This window comes from Photorhabdus heterorhabditis (assembly GCF_001280945.1).
GTDB classification, from domain to species: domain Bacteria; phylum Pseudomonadota; class Gammaproteobacteria; order Enterobacterales; family Enterobacteriaceae; genus Photorhabdus; species Photorhabdus heterorhabditis.
The window spans coordinates 1-15899 of record NZ_LJCS01000031.1 but is presented as its reverse complement, the minus strand read 5'-3'; the positions used below and the strand labels follow the sequence as shown (position 1 = coordinate 15899).

At 44.7% G+C, this 15899-nt stretch carries 14 protein-coding genes and 1 pseudogene; all 15 read right to left on the bottom strand.

Annotated elements, in window-relative coordinates; translation table 11 throughout:
- Positions 1-10 precede the first annotated feature (10 nt).
- Positions 11-1078: an undecaprenyldiphospho-muramoylpentapeptide beta-N-acetylglucosaminyltransferase gene (murG, locus tag AM629_RS11960; RefSeq protein ID WP_054479204.1), complete on the bottom strand. Its 1068-nt coding sequence runs from the start codon at positions 1076-1078 to the stop codon at positions 11-13.
- Complete coding sequence (gene ftsW / locus AM629_RS11955) at positions 1075-2268, bottom strand: cell division protein FtsW (RefSeq protein WP_054479203.1); 1194 nt, start codon at positions 2266-2268, stop codon at positions 1075-1077. The genes murG and ftsW overlap by 4 nt, the downstream gene beginning before the upstream one ends.
- Entirely contained in the window at positions 2268-3578 is a 1311-nt protein-coding gene (gene murD, locus AM629_RS11950; protein WP_054479202.1) for a UDP-N-acetylmuramoyl-L-alanine--D-glutamate ligase, read from the bottom strand. Before murD ends, ftsW begins: the two co-directional genes overlap by 1 nt.
- A gap of 2 nt (positions 3579-3580) precedes the next feature.
- Positions 3581-4663, bottom strand: coding sequence for a phospho-N-acetylmuramoyl-pentapeptide-transferase (gene mraY / locus AM629_RS11945; RefSeq protein WP_054479200.1), 1083 nt, complete (start codon positions 4661-4663; stop codon positions 3581-3583).
- Positions 4657-6036 (bottom strand): UDP-N-acetylmuramoyl-tripeptide--D-alanyl-D-alanine ligase, encoded by a 1380-nt coding sequence (gene murF, locus AM629_RS11940; protein ID WP_054479199.1) that lies wholly within the window; start codon positions 6034-6036, stop codon positions 4657-4659. The genes mraY and murF overlap by 7 nt, the downstream gene beginning before the upstream one ends.
- Positions 6033-7520: a UDP-N-acetylmuramoyl-L-alanyl-D-glutamate--2,6-diaminopimelate ligase gene (murE, locus tag AM629_RS11935; RefSeq protein WP_054479197.1), complete on the bottom strand. Its 1488-nt coding sequence runs from the start codon at positions 7518-7520 to the stop codon at positions 6033-6035. The genes murF and murE overlap by 4 nt, the downstream gene beginning before the upstream one ends.
- Positions 7507-9273: a peptidoglycan DD-transpeptidase PBP3 gene (locus AM629_RS11930; RefSeq protein WP_054479195.1), complete on the bottom strand. Its 1767-nt coding sequence runs from the start codon at positions 9271-9273 to the stop codon at positions 7507-7509. The genes murE and AM629_RS11930 overlap by 14 nt, the downstream gene beginning before the upstream one ends.
- A 29-nt stretch (positions 9274-9302) precedes the next feature.
- Entirely contained in the window at positions 9303-9623 is a 321-nt protein-coding gene (gene ftsL, locus AM629_RS11925) for a cell division protein FtsL (protein ID WP_072161878.1), read from the bottom strand.
- A complete protein-coding gene (rsmH, locus tag AM629_RS11920) occupies positions 9620-10564 on the bottom strand; it encodes a 16S rRNA (cytosine(1402)-N(4))-methyltransferase RsmH (RefSeq protein ID WP_054479192.1) in 945 nt (314 codons plus the stop codon). The genes ftsL and rsmH overlap by 4 nt, the downstream gene beginning before the upstream one ends.
- A gap of 2 nt (positions 10565-10566) precedes the next feature.
- Positions 10567-11025, bottom strand: coding sequence for a division/cell wall cluster transcriptional repressor MraZ (gene mraZ / locus AM629_RS11915; protein WP_054479189.1), 459 nt, complete (start codon positions 11023-11025; stop codon positions 10567-10569).
- Between the two features lie 584 nt (positions 11026-11609).
- Positions 11610-12617 (bottom strand): catabolite repressor/activator, encoded by a 1008-nt coding sequence (cra, locus tag AM629_RS11910; RefSeq protein ID WP_054479188.1) that lies wholly within the window; start codon positions 12615-12617, stop codon positions 11610-11612.
- Between the two features lie 86 nt (positions 12618-12703).
- Positions 12704-13195: an acetolactate synthase small subunit gene (gene ilvN, locus AM629_RS11905; protein ID WP_054479187.1), complete on the bottom strand. Its 492-nt coding sequence runs from the start codon at positions 13193-13195 to the stop codon at positions 12704-12706.
- Positions 13196-13197: 2 nt separating this feature from the next.
- Positions 13198-14925 (bottom strand): acetolactate synthase 3 large subunit, encoded by a 1728-nt coding sequence (gene ilvI / locus AM629_RS11900; protein ID WP_054479186.1) that lies wholly within the window; start codon positions 14923-14925, stop codon positions 13198-13200.
- A gap of 353 nt (positions 14926-15278) precedes the next feature.
- Positions 15279-15728 carry an RBBP9/YdeN family alpha/beta hydrolase gene (locus AM629_RS11895; protein ID WP_235525463.1) on the bottom strand — a complete coding sequence of 150 codons (450 nt, stop codon included), beginning with the start codon at positions 15726-15728 and terminating at the stop codon, positions 15279-15281.
- A 55-nt stretch (positions 15729-15783) separates the two neighbouring features.
- A pseudogene (locus AM629_RS23450) lies at positions 15784-15899 on the bottom strand (IS630 family transposase); the annotation flags it as partial.

Below are 15899 nucleotides of genomic sequence, written 5' to 3'. Positions count from 1 at the left end.
GTGGTCTGAATCATTTTTTGGCTGCATCGATTAATGCCGCCGATACTTGCTCAGTTGCATCAGTAATTGCTGCTGAACGGGCTTTTTTTGCCATTTCCAACAATTGTGGGCGTTGCCACTGAGTTAATAATTCCACCACTGCATCAACCGTAAGTTGTGGTTGTTCCAGTATTTTTGCTGCACCAGCTCTTTCCAGTGGCAGCGCATTCCAGTATTGCTGACGATCTTTATGCTGAAATGGTATAAAAATCCCAGGTAATCCAGCTGCGGCCACTTCGCTGACTGTCAACGCACCAGAACGACAAACCACTACATCAGCCCAAGCATAAGCTTGCGCCATATCGTCAATAAATTCAGTAACCTTATGTTCACACTTAACTGAATTGTTATAGGCATCCTGAACACTTTCTTTAACCCCTTTGCCAGTCTGATGCCAAAGGGTAATTTTATCACCCATACGGGCTGCAACTTCGGGCATTATCTGGTTGAGAATTCTCGCGCCCTGACTACCACCAATAACCAGAACCCGAACCGGGCCTTCACGCCCTGCCAAACGCTGTTCAGGTATGGGTAATGTCAGCACATCTTCACGAACAGGGTTCCCAACAATAGGCGCTTTTGGGAATGCGCCAGGGAATGCCTGTAAAACAGTTGTAGCGATTTTTGCCAACCAACGGTTTGTCAGCCCGGCAATACCATTCTGTTCATGCAAGACAACCGGAATACCGCACATCCACGCAGCAATACCGCCAGGGCCAGAAACATACCCCCCCATTCCGAGCACTACATCTGGCTGATAGCGGCGCATAATCGCTTTTGCCTGACGAATTGCTTTGAAAATTCGTGCTGGCGCCGTTAGTAGTGCTTTAATTCCCTTACCTCTCAAGCCAGAAATCTGAACAAATTCAATTTCAATACCATGTTTCGGCACTAAATCCGCTTCCATACGATCCGCTGTTCCCAGCCAACGAACTTCCCAGCCTTGGTTTTTTAAGTGATGAGCTACAGCCAAGCCCGGGAAGACATGTCCTCCGGTTCCACCAGCCATCACCATCAAACGCCGGGTCTTACCACTCATCGAGAACTCCTTACAAACGCCTGTGCTTTTGCCAAACGTGTTTCAAAATCAATTCTTAATAGCAATACGATAGCGGTCGACATAATCAACAAACTTGAACCCCCATAACTAATCAGAGGTAAAGTCAGACCTTTGGTCGGTAACATGCCTGCGGCAGCCCCGACATTAACCAAGGTTTGAAAACTGAACCAGATACCAATCGAACACGCTAAAAAACCAGAAAAACGCTGATCCATCTGCAACGCACGACGACCTATAGTCATCGCACGAAAAGCGACGAAGAATATCATTAACAACGCCAAAACCACACCTACGTAACCTAATTCTTCTGCCAAAACAGAGAAAATAAAGTCAGTATGCGCTTCGGGTAGGTATGCCAGCTTCAGTACTGAATTTCCCAATCCTTGCCCCAAAAACTCCCCGCGACCAAAAGCCATCAAAGATTGTGTTAATTGATAACCTTTGCCATACGGATCTTCCCAAGGGTCCAGAAAAGAAGTTACACGGCGTATACGATAAGGTTCAGCAATAATTAATAGAACTACTGCAAATATCCCCGAACCAATAATTGCCAGAAACTGCCACAATTTTGCTCCCGCTAGAAATAACATAGCCAATGTTGTTACAAACAGCACTACCACAGTTCCCAAGTCAGGCTGAGCTAAAAGTAATACAGCCAACACCACCATGACGCCCATTGGCTTACAAAATCCCCAGAAGTTATTCCGTACTTCTTCCACTTTACGCACCAGATAACTGGCGAGATAACAAAATAGAGAAAGTTTGGATAACTCAGCTGGCTGAATTCTCAAAGGTCCAAACGCAATCCAACGCGAGGCACCATTTACCGAGCTTCCTACCGCCAAGACAACCAGTAGTAGAATAACAGAGACAAGCAACATCAGGTTGCTATAGCGCTGCCATAAATCCATTGGAATACGCAGTGTTATTAATGACAATCCGAAAGCTAGCAACAGATAAATCGCATCACGTTTAGCAAACAGAAATGGATCTTCTGCAAGACGCTGCCCAACCGGCATTGACGCCGAAGCCACCATAACAAAGCCGATAATACCTAATCCGAGTGTCAGCCAAATCAATGTACGATCATACAACACTATATTAGTAGCATCGGTTTCACGGCCATCAATAATCCAGTCTTTTAATCTACTGAACCCGGAAATAAACATCAGCCTAACTCCTCAGCCAGACGAGCAAACTCATGACCACGCTGCTCAAAATTACGAAACTGATCAAGGCTGGCACAAGCAGGAGATAACAGCACCATGTCGCCGGCAACCAATCGCGGCGCAATATCACGTATCGCCTGTTCCATAGTTTCAGTCAATATAGCTATTTCCGGGCGTAGTTGCGCTAACCGTTTACCATCACAACCAAAGCAGTAAAGCCGGATTTTATTTCCGCTAAGGAAAGGTTTGAGCGGAGAAAAGTCTGCCGATTTACCCTCTCCACCCAACAGCAAATAAAGCATGCCATTCAGCTCCAAGCCATTAAGAGCCGCTTCCGTACTACCAACATTGGTTGCTTTAGAATCGTTAATCCAGCGTACCCCCTTGTTCAGATGAACAAGCTGGAAACGATGCTCAAGCCCTGGGTAAACCGCCAATGCTGCCAAGCTGGCTTTACGGGGAATATCAACCGCATCAGCTAACGCCAGTGCAGCCAACCCATTAACGTAGTTATGCCACCCTGTCAGTTTGATTTCATTTGTCGCTAACAATGATTCATTGTGAACTTTCAAAAACGCATTTTTACTGTCAAGTTGGTAGTCGCCACAATCGACACCAAAACTAATACAACGATTATCGGTACCCGTTTCCGGCAATGTTAAAGCGTCCTGAGCATTAACAATGCATGCCTTCGCTTGATGATAAACCCTCAATTTAACTGCCCGATACTGAGACAAGCCTTGAGGATAACGATCCATATGATCTTCAGTTACATTCAGCACAGTTGCCGCTGCTGCCTTAAGACTATATGTAGTTTCCAACTGGAAACTGGAAAGTTCCAAAACATAAAGCTGACAAGATTGTTTCAATAGTTCTAACGCAGGAAGACCGATATTACCGCCGACACCCACTTGCCAATCAGCCGCTTTCGCCATTTCTCCGACAAGACTAGTCACGGTACTTTTACCATTAGAACCGGTGATTGCGATTATCGGGGCTGTTGCTTCACGGCAAAATAACTCGATATCGCCAACGATTTCTATACCAGCATTAGCCGCGGCCTGTAATTCGGCTGTTGCCAGAGCAACTCCGGGACTTACAACAATCAAGTCAGCATCCATCAACCATTTGGCATTCAAGCTACCACTATGACATTCAACCTCATCAGGCAGCTTGCCCCTGCCAGGTGGCATTGCACGGGTATCCATCACGCGAGGAATAACACCCCGCGCCATAAAAAAATCAACACAGGAGAGGCCCGTCAGCCCTAGCCCAATAATGATGACTTTTTTACCCAAATAATCCGTCATGATTAACGTACCTTCAATGTTGCCAAGCCAATCAGCACTAACATTAGAGAAATAATCCAAAAACGCACGATAACGCGCGGTTCTGGCCAGCCTTTCAATTCATAATGGTGGTGAATAGGTGCCATGCGAAAAATACGTTGTCCTCGCAGTTTAAAAGAACCTACCTGCAAGATAACTGACAAGGTTTCCACCACGAATACACCACCCATAATCACCAGTAGAAACTCCTGACGCAGCAATACAGCAATGGTCCCAAGCGCACCACCTAATGCCAAAGAACCAACATCTCCCATAAAAACCTGAGCCGGATAAGTGTTGAACCACAGGAAACCTAATCCAGCACCAACAATTGCAGTACAGACGATGACCAATTCACCGGCATGATTCAAATAAGGAATATGCAAATAATTGGCAAAATTGACATTACCTGTTGCCCATGCAACCAGTGCAAAACCAGCCGCAACAAACACCGTCGGCATAATTGCCAAACCATCCAACCCGTCAGTTAGATTCACTGCATTGCTGGTTCCGACAATCACAAAATAAGACAACAGAATGTAAAGCACCCCCAGTTGCGGCATCACATCTTTAAAGAATGGCACGACCAATTGTGTTGCCTGGGTATCTTTACCGACACTATACATCGCGAATGCTACGCCCAGCGCCAAGACTGACTGCCAGAAATACTTCCAACGAGCAATCAACCCCTTAGTATCTTTACGCACGACTTTACGGTAATCATCCACGAAACCAACAATGCCGTAACCAATCAGGACAATTAGCACACACCAGACATATGGGTTATTCAAACGCACCCACAACAGTACCGAAATTGTGATTGAAAATAGGATCAGCAAACCACCCATAGTCGGCGTGCCACGTTTACTGAAATGAGATTCTGGCCCATCATTGCGAACAACCTGCCCAATTTGCAATTTTTGCAGGAAGGCTATCATGCGCGGCCCCATCCATAACGCAATAGCCAATGCAGTCAGCAGGCTGACGATAGCCCTAAACGTCAGATAAGAAAAGACGTTAAAGCCAGTGTGATACTTGACCAAATATTCGGCCAGCCAAACTAACATGTGAAGCTCCCCTGTAATGCGCTCACGACATCTTCCATCGTGGTACTGCGCGAACCTTTAACTAAAACTGAAATGACTTTGTGTTGCTGTAATAGTGGAACCAATGCTGCAACCAATGCGGTTTTGTCCACAAAATGCTGACCACAACCACTCGCTTCGCTAATGTGCATACTTGAGGTGCCCACACTGAATACTTTGTCGATACCACTAGCGGCGGCGGCTTCCCCCACTTGACGATGGCAATTCTCTGCCTGTTCACCCAACGCCCCCATATCGCCAACGACCATGACTCGATACCCAGGCATCTGTGATAACACCTGAGCCGCAACAGTCATCGAACCGACATTGGCGTTATAAGTATCATCAAGCAGCAATTTTCCTTCCGCCAAATTGATTGGAAATAACCGGCCCGGAACAGCCCTCAATTCAGACAATCCAACACGGATATCTTTTAGCGTTGCACCAACAGAAATTGCCAACGCACTGGCAGCTAAGGCATTGGCAACATTGTGTTTCCCAGGTAATGGCAAAATGATTTCTGTGCTGCCGATGGGGGTATGCAAATGAAAATGAGTGGTCAGCTGCTTAACCTGAATATTTGTAGCATAAAAATCAGCATCCGATGCCTGTTGCATGGAAAAACGCCATACCGTTTTGTTGCCAGTAATCTGTTGCCAATTCGCCCAATCATTGCTTTCCACGTTGATAATGGCGATACCTTCTGCTGGAAGACCAGAGAAAATCTCTCCCTTGGCTTTTGCAATACCAGCCAGAGAACCAAAATCTTCTAAGTGTGCAGTGGATAAATTATTGACCAGAGCTGTTTCTGGTCGGGTCATTTCTGTGGTATAGGCAATCTCACCAATATGGCTTGCACCCAATTCAATCACGGCAAACTCATGCTGTTCTGTCAACCTGAATAATGTCAACGGTACACCAATCTCATTATTCAGATTACCCGCAGTATAAAGCGTGTTACCACTCTGACGCAAAATCGCTGCGGTCATCTCTTTCACCGATGTTTTGCCGGAAGACCCCGTTAGCGCAACAACTCGAGCTTTACTCTGTTGGCGAACCCAACCAGCTAATTTCCCCATTGCTAAACGGGTATCTTTGACCACGACCTGAGGACAATTAACCGCTAATACACGGCTCACCAGCAAAGCACCGGCACCCGCTTTTACTACATCATCAGAAAAATCATGGGCATCAAAACGTTCACCTTTCAATGCAATAAACAGACTACCATTTTCAACCTTACGGCTATCAGTAGTAACATCACGGATATAGATATCTACTGCCTGCCGCTCAGTCACCTGATTTAGTACCCCGTCAGTAACTTGTGCCAACTGTTGCAAGGTAAGGGAAATCATGCAATTACCCCCAGTAACCGGGCAACAGTCAAGCGGTCTGAATAATCCAAACGACGATGGCCTACCAACTGATAATCTTCATGGCCTTTACCCGCCACTAATACAACATCATCTTCTTTTGCCTGCATAATGGCACTGGTCACCGCTTCAACACGACCATGAATCGCCATTGCTCGCCCCGGATCAATGAAGCCAGTCAAAATGTCAGCAATAATTGTCTGTGGCTCTTCACTTCTCGGGTTATCATCGGTAACAATCACATAGTCGGCCCACTGTTCTGCCACACTCCCCATTAAAGAACGTTTGCCTTTATCACGATCACCACCACAACCAAAAACACACCAAAGTTTGCCTTTACAATGCAGACGTGCAGCCGATAGAGCTTTCTCTAGTGCATCAGGTGTGTGAGCATAATCAACAACGACTGCTGGCTTATCCGGTGCAATGAACACTTCCATTCTCCCGCAAACAGGTTCAAGGCAGGAAGCCGTTTCAAGCAGTTTTTCCAATGGATAATCCAGCGCTAATAAGGTAGAAAGTGCTAACAGCAGGTTGCTGACATTGAAGGCTCCCATCAGGGGGCTGTCAATTGTACCGCCTCCCCAACTGGACTCAAAAGTAATCGATACGCCTTTATCGTAATATTTTATTTCACAGGCCGACAACCAACGCCCTTGCCAATCTTCTGGCAAGCGGTTTTCCATCGTCACAGCCACCGCTTGCGGTAAACGGGATAACCATTTCAGACCAGTATCATCGTCAGCATTAATGATTTGTTGTTTCACATTGTGAGAGGAAAACAGTAGCCACTTAGCTGCTTCATAGTGTTCCATATCACCATGGTAATCAAGATGATCACGGCTCAGATTGGTAAACACCGCCGCCTCAAATGGTAATGCGGCCACACGCCCCTGCACCAGTCCATGGGAAGAGACTTCCATTGCTGTAAAAGTAGCCCCTTGTTGAACAAGTTGTTGTAAATCCAGTTGGATATCAACAGCTGAGCCGGTGGTGTTTTCACTTGGCGCCACATGCCCCAATAAGCCATTACCTACTGTTCCCATCACTGCGCTGGTTTCACCCAATCCGAAAGCCCACTGCGCAAGTAATTGGGTCGTAGTCGTTTTACCGTTGGTTCCGGTCACGCCAATCAGGTGTAATTTATCACCAGGGTGGTGATAAAACTGACCGGCTAACTGTGACAACTTATTATTCAAATCGCTCACATAAACAACTGGAACACCATGTATAACCTGCACAATCCCGTTATCGGCCTCGCTTTGGGCTTCTGCAATAACCGCCGCGACTCCTTGCGCGATAGCCTGAGGAATGTAGTGTCGACCATCTGCCTGATGCCCTTTAATAGCAACAAACAAATCTCCGGCAGCCGATTTACGGCTGTCCAATGTCATTTCGCGTAATGCACGCTCTGGGGCATCAATACCCAATGGAGCGAGTAAACCGCGTAGATTACGATCTGCCACCTGTATCCTCTTTCTTATTAATCACAAATTCGTTTTTATCACCTGCTGCCAAAGCATCCGGCTCCACATTCATGATGCGCAGAACACCCCCCATAATGGTGCCAAATACCGGCGCAGAAATCGCACCACCGTAATACTTACCTGCCAGTGGATCATTAATGACTACAACCAGTGCAAATCTTGGATTACTTGCTGGAGCAATGCCTGCGGTGTAAGCGATATACCGATTAATATATTTGCCATCCGGCCCAAGTTTCTTGGCTGTGCCAGTTTTGATGGCAATTCGATAACCTTTTATCGCAGCTCGTGTTCCGCCGCCGCCGGGCAGAGCCACACTTTCCATCATATGAACGACAGTACGCATGACTGGTTCTGGAAATACTCTTGTACCTGGCACGGGTGGATCAACTTTAGTAATTGACAGTGGGCGATAAATGCCCAAGCTACCAATCGTTGCATAAACCCGCGCTAACTGTAACGGTGTTACCATCAGCCCGTAACCGTAAGAAAAAGTAGCTCTGTCAAGATCTGACCACCGTTGCCTCTTTGTTGGATATAAGCCACTGCTTTCTCCGACCAATCCCAGATTGGTTGCTTTTCCCAATCCAAAGCGTGAATAGACATCCACTAATTCTGTCGCGGGCATTGCTAACGCCAGCTTAGAAACACCAACGTTGCTTGATTTCTGTAAGATACCGGTGATGGATAATTCAGAATAACGGGCCACATCTTTAATTTCCTTGCCGCTGATTCTATAAGGTACTGTATTAATAACTGTATTTTCTTTGATAATACCATCATTCAACGCAGCCATTACCACCATCGGTTTCACTGTGGAACCCGGTTCGAAAATATCGGTGATCGCACGGTTACGCATTGCTTCTTTTGGCACATTAATGCGATTATTCGGGTTATAAGATGGACTATTTGCCATTGCCAGCACTTCACCAGTATTAACATCTATCAGTACAGCTGTACCGGATTCCGCTTTATTAAAAGCCACTGCATTTGTCAGTTCGCGGTAAACTAATGACTGCAAGCGTTCATCAATACTCAATACCAAATTGTGTGCAGCCAGACTATCAACAGATGAAATATCTTCGATGACACGACCAAAGCGGTCTTTACGTACAATCCGTTCGCCCGGCTGACCCGTCAGCCAGCGATCAAAACTTTTTTCTACGCCTTCAATACCCTGACCATCAACGTTAGTCACACCAATAATATGGGCGGTTACCTGACCTGACGGATAATAACGCCGAGATTCCTGACGTAAATAAATTCCCGGCAATTTCAGTTTATGAATATAATCGCCAACCGATGGATTAACCTGACGCGCCAGATAAACAAAACGACCTTTGGGATTAGCACTGATTTTGCTAGTAAGTTGCTCAATAGGCAGATTAATGGCATCAGACAAAGCTTTCCAGCGGGTATCATCCGTCATCCCCCCTTTTTCAAATACCTCTTTCGGATCTGCCCATACAGCATTAACCGGAACACTGACAGCCAAAGGTCGCCCCATGCGGTCGCTGATCATACCGCGGGCGGTAGGAACTGACTGTACGCGCAAAGAACGTAAATCCCCTTCTTTAACCAATTGATCCGGATTAATAACTTGCAGGTAAGTAACTCGCAATAGCAAGCCAACTAAAGCAAGGGCAATTCCCCCGCATAACAAGGCAAAACGCCAGCTGACAAAGCTGGCTTTATCTTCTTGCCGTTTTGACTTCGCAGAGCGTGCCACTTTCATCACTTACCTTATTAATTAATCAAATTAACTCACTGTAAAACAACAACGTTTTCCTGTGCAGGATTAACATGCTGCATATGCATTTTTTCAACTGCTACTCGCTCAACCCGGCTATGCTCACTAAGCGCATTTTCTTCAAGGATTAAATTACGCCACTCGATATCTAACGCATCACGTTCCAATACCAGATGCTCCTTTTCAGCAATCAACAAACGAGTTTCATGCGTTGTGGTCACAACAACTATGGCTGAAACCACCACAGCCACTAGAAGAATCAATGGTATTTTGGCATTTCTGAGCAAATCGCTGCCGATAATGCCGGCTAATCCGTGACGTTCACCTGCCATTATTCACTGACTTTTTCAGCAAAACGCAAAACCGAACTACGGGCTCGTGGGTTATCAGCCACTTCGTTCTCTGAAGGTTTCATCTTGCCAATAGACTTTAGGCTACGCCCGCCTTGTGCTTTCAGTTGCTCTTCTGTCAGTGGTAATCCTGCCGGTACTTGTGGCCCACGACTGTTATGACGAATAAATCGCTTAACAATGCGATCTTCCAGTGAATGGAAACTGATAACTGAAAGTCGTCCATGTGGGGCAAGCACCTGTAATGCACCATCCAGCGCTTGCTCAATCTCTTCCAATTCACTGTTGATATAAATCCTAATCGCCTGGAAGCTCCTTGTTGCTGGATGCTTATGCTTCTCTTTCACCGGACTGGCTTGAGCAATCAAATCCGCCAACTCTTTTGTTCGGGTAATGGGTTGTTCCTGATTACGTGTAACAATTGCTCTGGCGATACGTTTGGCAAAACGCTCTTCACCAAATGTTTTTAACACCCATGCAATATCATCCGCTTCCGCTTTCATCAGCCATTCTGTAGCTGACTGCCCGTGAGTCGGGTCCATCCGCATATCTAGCGGCCCATCACGCATAAAAGAAAAACCACGTTCCGGATCATCCAATTGAGGTGAAGAAACACCTAAATCCAGTAATACACCATCAATTTTGCCTGTCAGACCGGCTTTTTCTACATAGTGTGCTAACTCAGAAAACGGTCCATGGACAATTGAAAAACGCGGATCTGTAATCGATTTTGCAGTTTCAATCGCTTGCGGATCACGATCAATTGCGATTAAACGACCGGTCATACCCAGTTGTGACAAAATCAGGCGTGAATGCCCGCCACGCCCAAATGTGCCATCAATATAGATTCCATCTTCACGAATATTCAGTCCGTTGACTGCTTCATCCAGCAATACGCTGGTATGTTTAAAATGACTGTTTGCCATGTTTATAGTGATAAGTCCTGTAGCCGTACTGATAAAGGTTGTTGTGTGGATTGTTCAGTTGCAATGTCATCCTTAACCTGTTGATACCAAGCCTGCTCATCCCACAATTCAAATTTGTTGAACTGACCAACCAGCATGACTTCTTTGACTAGCCCTGCGTGCTGACGCAGAGTATTGGCTAGCAAAAGACGTCCAGCACTGTCCATCTGGCATTCACTGGCATGACCTAAGAGCAAACGTTGTACCCGACGCTCTGCCGGATTCATACTGGATAAGCGGGAAAGTTTTTCTTCGATAATTTCCCATTCAGATAGTGTATAAAGCAGCAGGCATGGCTGATGAAGGTCAATGGTACAAACCATTTGCCCTTGCGATTCCTCGTTTAGCATAGCTCGATATCGGGTAGGTACGGCAAGCCGTCCCTTGCTATCGAGATTAACCAACGTTGCTCCACGAAACATCCTCAAGTTGCCTCAGACAATTCAAAATTACCACTTTATCCCACTAATCCCCACAATAAGGAGTTTACGGATGGGACGAAAACCTTGTCAAGCCAGAGCCGATGCGCTTTAGCTATATTTAGTAAAAGGATTTTGGAAGTTGGCAGCACAATGATTGAATTTAGCAATATCAATAATAATTAACACTATGATAATTTTGAATAATTTTTCGAGCAAAGGGAGAATGAATGTTTACGATAAAATAATGAAAAAATAATTGTGTTATTAGTTTATTTACATAATTTACATTTCATTACTATCCAACCATCATACAATAATATTTATCATTTAATGGGTACATTCGATACTAAAACCAACAATGATAATAAAATCATCAAAAATAACATCATTAAAATCGATTTAATATATAAATAAAACAACGAGATAAGATAAAAAGCAAAAAATTCCAAATCCGAATAAATTCATATTCATGCCTTTTTTCTGGTAAATAATTTAAGCATTGTTCTAAAGTTGTCTTCTGACACTTTTTTCTACAAATCTGGAGTAAAAGCCCCCCCACCCAAAAATTAATGAGGGGGCTTTTATCATAACTTTCGGTTCAAGCTTCCTCTCCGGCATAAGTCACGGTGTATCCGTGTAATACCTGGGCTTGGTTTTTGCTTTTCATCCAAACTGGCTAGTACTAGTTCTAATACCTGATCCGCAACTTCACGATGGCGCTGCGCTACAGAAAGCACCGGACATTCAAGGAAATCCAATAATTCATGATCACCAAAAGTCGCAATAACCAATTGATTAGGTAACCGGCCACTGTGTTTAAGCGTGACATCCATTACGCCCTGTAAAAGAGCAAAAGAAGTCGTGAACAACGCTTGTGGCATCGGGTAAGTTTCCAACCACTTAGCGAACACCTCAGCCGCTGCATCACGTTCATAGCTGTTTGAGTAAAGATACATAACTTCGCGAGGGTCATCTTTCCAGGCTTCACGGAACCCCTGTTCACGCAGAAAGCTAACGGATAGCTCAGGTAATGCCCCAAGATACAGCACAGACTCAGCGGGGAATTGACGAAACTCTTGTGCCAACATTTTTGCATCTTCAAAATCATCACCCACTACGCTGATAAAGTGTTCATTTTCCAATGCGCGGTCGAGCGCAATAATAGGCAAAGAACGATTTGCCCAGCGCTGATAAAAAGGATGTTCAGGAGGTAATGCAGTAGAAACAATTATTGCGTCCACCTGACGTTGTAACAGGTGTTCAACACAGCGCATCTCATTATCAGGCTGATCTTCAGAGCATGCTATCAATAATTGATAACCACGCTGACGAGCTTGACGCTCTAGATAATTCGCAATACGGGTATAGCTGGTATTTTCTAAATCTGGAATAACCAAACCAATAGAACGGGTGCGTCCTGCACGGAGACCCGCTGCCACAGCATTCGGATGGTAATTATGCTCTCTAACCACAGCCATCACTTTCTCTACCGTTTTATCGCTGACCCGGTATTGCTTAGCTTTACCATTAATCACATAACTGGCCGTTGTGCGCGAAACACCTGCAAGGCGGGCGATTTCATCCAGTTTCACATTAACTCCTCATAAATCCAGAAAAGGCCCTACTTTATCGCAGAGCCTCGTAAATGTATGTACATTGTCCCGCAGTTTGCGATTTTTCATCGCATAATTTTATCCCCACGCGATACACCGACAATACCGGAACGGGCCACTTCTACAATTTCAGCAGCCTCGCGAACGGCATCAAGAAATGCATCCAATTTATCGCTGGTTCCTACCAGTTGTACGGTATATAGGGTAGAAGTCACATCAACGATCTGCCCGCGAAAGATTTCAGTACTGCGCTTGATTTCCTCACGTCCATATCCGCTGGCCTGTAATTTCACCAGCATAATCTCACGTTCTACATGAGAACCTGATACCAACTCGCTAACCCGCAATACATCCACCAGCTTGTGCAGTTGTTTTTCAATCTGCTCAAGTACCCTGGCATCACCTTTAGTCTGAATGGTCATCCGTGACAATGTCGGATCATCCGTTGGAGCCACAGTCAAACTTTCAATGTTGTAGCCGCGCTGGGAAAACAGACCAACAACACGGGACAAAGCCCCCGATTCGTTTTCAAGTAATACAGATAAAATCCGGCGCATAATCAGGTTCTCTCCGTTTTGCTTAACCACATCTCATCCATTGCCCCTCCACGGATCTGCATAGGATATACGTGTTCAGTTTCATCCACTGTGACATCAACAAATACCAGCCGCTGGTTTTCAGTCACCTCTTTCAAGGCTTCTGCTAATTTACTTTCCAGTTCATCATAACTCTGAATAGAAATACCAACATGACCATAAGCCTCTGCTAATTTGACAAAATCAGGCAAAGATTCCATATAGGACTGAGAATGACGCCCGGCATAAATCATGTCCTGCCACTGTCTTATCATCCCCAGGAAACGGTTATTTAGATTCAGAATCAATACTGGCAGGTTATATTGCAATGCTGTGGACAGTTCCTGAATATTCATCTGAATACTGCCATCCCCGGTAACACAGACTACCGTTGCTTCTGGTTTCGCCAGTTTGACACCCAAAGCAGCAGGTAAACCAAATCCCATGGTTCCCAAACCGCCAGAACTTATCCAACGCCTTGGCTTATCAAATGGGTAATGCAATGCAACAAACATCTGGTGCTGCCCAACATCCGAAGTGACATAAGCTTCGCCTTTAGTCAGACGATAAAGAACCTGGATAGCGGCCTGAGGTTTAATCTTTTCGCCATTACGATCAAAATTGAGACATTTACGACTACGCCATTGCTGAATAGATAACCACCAATCTTTCAATGCATCCGGGTCCTGCGTATCTTCCATTTTTTCCAATAATTCCAGCATTTGCCGCAGAACCTGTTTAGCGTCCCCAACAATAGGTACATCTGCGGAAACGGTTTTCGAAATTGATGTTGGATCAATATCAATATGTAAAACAGTTGCTTCTGGACAGTATTTTTCCAGATTATTAGTCGTTCGATCATCAAAACGGACACCAACAGCAAAAATCACATCTGAATTATGCATTGCCTTGTTAGCTTCAAATGTGCCATGCATACCAAGCATACCCAGATTTTGCCGATGAGTGGCCGGGAAACTGCCTAATCCCATCAGGGAACTGACAACCGGAATATGAAATTTTTCTGCTAATACCAGTAATTCTGCCGAACAATCTGCATTAATTACTCCGCCCCCGACATACATAATCGGTTTTTTCGCATTCAGAAGCTTTCTCAATGCTCGTTTAATCTGCCCTTTATGCCCTTGAATCGTCGGGCTATAAGAGCGCATGCTTATCTGTTCAGGATAAATATATGGCAGTTTTATTGCTGGATTTACCGTATCTTTTGGTAAGTCAATAACAACTGGCCCCGGACGACCACTAGAAGCCAAATAGAAAGCTTTTTTTAGTACCTTCGGAATATCTTCCGCTTTCTTCACTAAAAAACTGTGTTTCACGATCGGACGGGAAATACCCACCATGTCACATTCCTGGAATGCATCATTACCAATCAAGGAACTGGCTACCTGACCGGACAATACAACCATTGGAATTGAATCCATATAAGCTGTCGCAATACCCGTGATTGCATTGGTCGCACCTGGCCCAGAAGTGACCAATACCACACCAACCTTACCCGTGGAACGGGCATAACCATCAGCCATATGAACTGCACCTTGCTCATGACGTACCAGGATATGCCCAATTCCCCCAACCGTATGCAAGGCATCGTAAATATCCAGTACTGCCCCACCCGGATAACCGAATACATGTTCAACGCCCTGATCAATTAACGATCGGACGACCATTTCAGCTCCTGATAACATCTCCATGGGTTTTCCTCCAGGCTCTGTTTGCAAGTTAATAATCGGAAGTTATTTCCACTTTTATTTTAGTAAGACAAATAGACTCTCAGCTATTATCGTTGCTGAGTTAATTAACATAACGCTAGAAACGGATGTTAGCAATTGTCATCACCCTATTCTCTTCCCACCACTTCTGCCGTAATCCGTATCATCCCATTCCGTCTATAAATATGGTAATATTCAGCCAAAATCCATATACCTCATCATGAATTCATTCTTTTATCACGCCATAAATTATATTAATTCCAATAATTCACCAAAATAGCCAGGTTATGAACATAAGCAGACCTGACATATCTGCAAACAGCCAGTCAATTTCTTCACAACATTGAATTATCTTTTAACACCTTCTCCAGATTAGGAAAAATCGTAAAACCATCGCGATCTAAAAAGTGCCCGCCATCAGGGAAACCGTACAATTCAGCACAAATCTTCTGGCTCAAATTTAATGTAAACTGTGGGGGTACAATCTCATCATTAAGAGATAATACTGCTATTCGCCGCTTTATTTTTTGTATAAAGAGACGAAAATCTAGATTCACATCAGTAAATGTACTTAATTCAGGTAGGGTAGGTAATTCTTCAGAGAATCCTGAAATTAATACGACACCCCCTATAGTGACATCATCAGGTAAAGATGAGATGTACCTGAGTGTGGCAATACAGCCCAAGCTATGCCCAATAAAAAGCGTTCTTTCATTAGGATTGGGTATACTTTGCTGCAATTTTTCTTGCCACAAATGAGGAGAAGGAGCATGTGATTCTGGCATTTCTGGCACAATAACCTGAATATTTGACCTTTCATATTGACCTTTAAATAAGGTTTCATAATAGTGCTACACCCATTCTTTGTCTTCCTGGTTTTTGCTGTGATGAAAACGATGCCAAAAAGGCATCAACATAATTAATCAACTGCCACATAAATTGACAGCTATGATTTC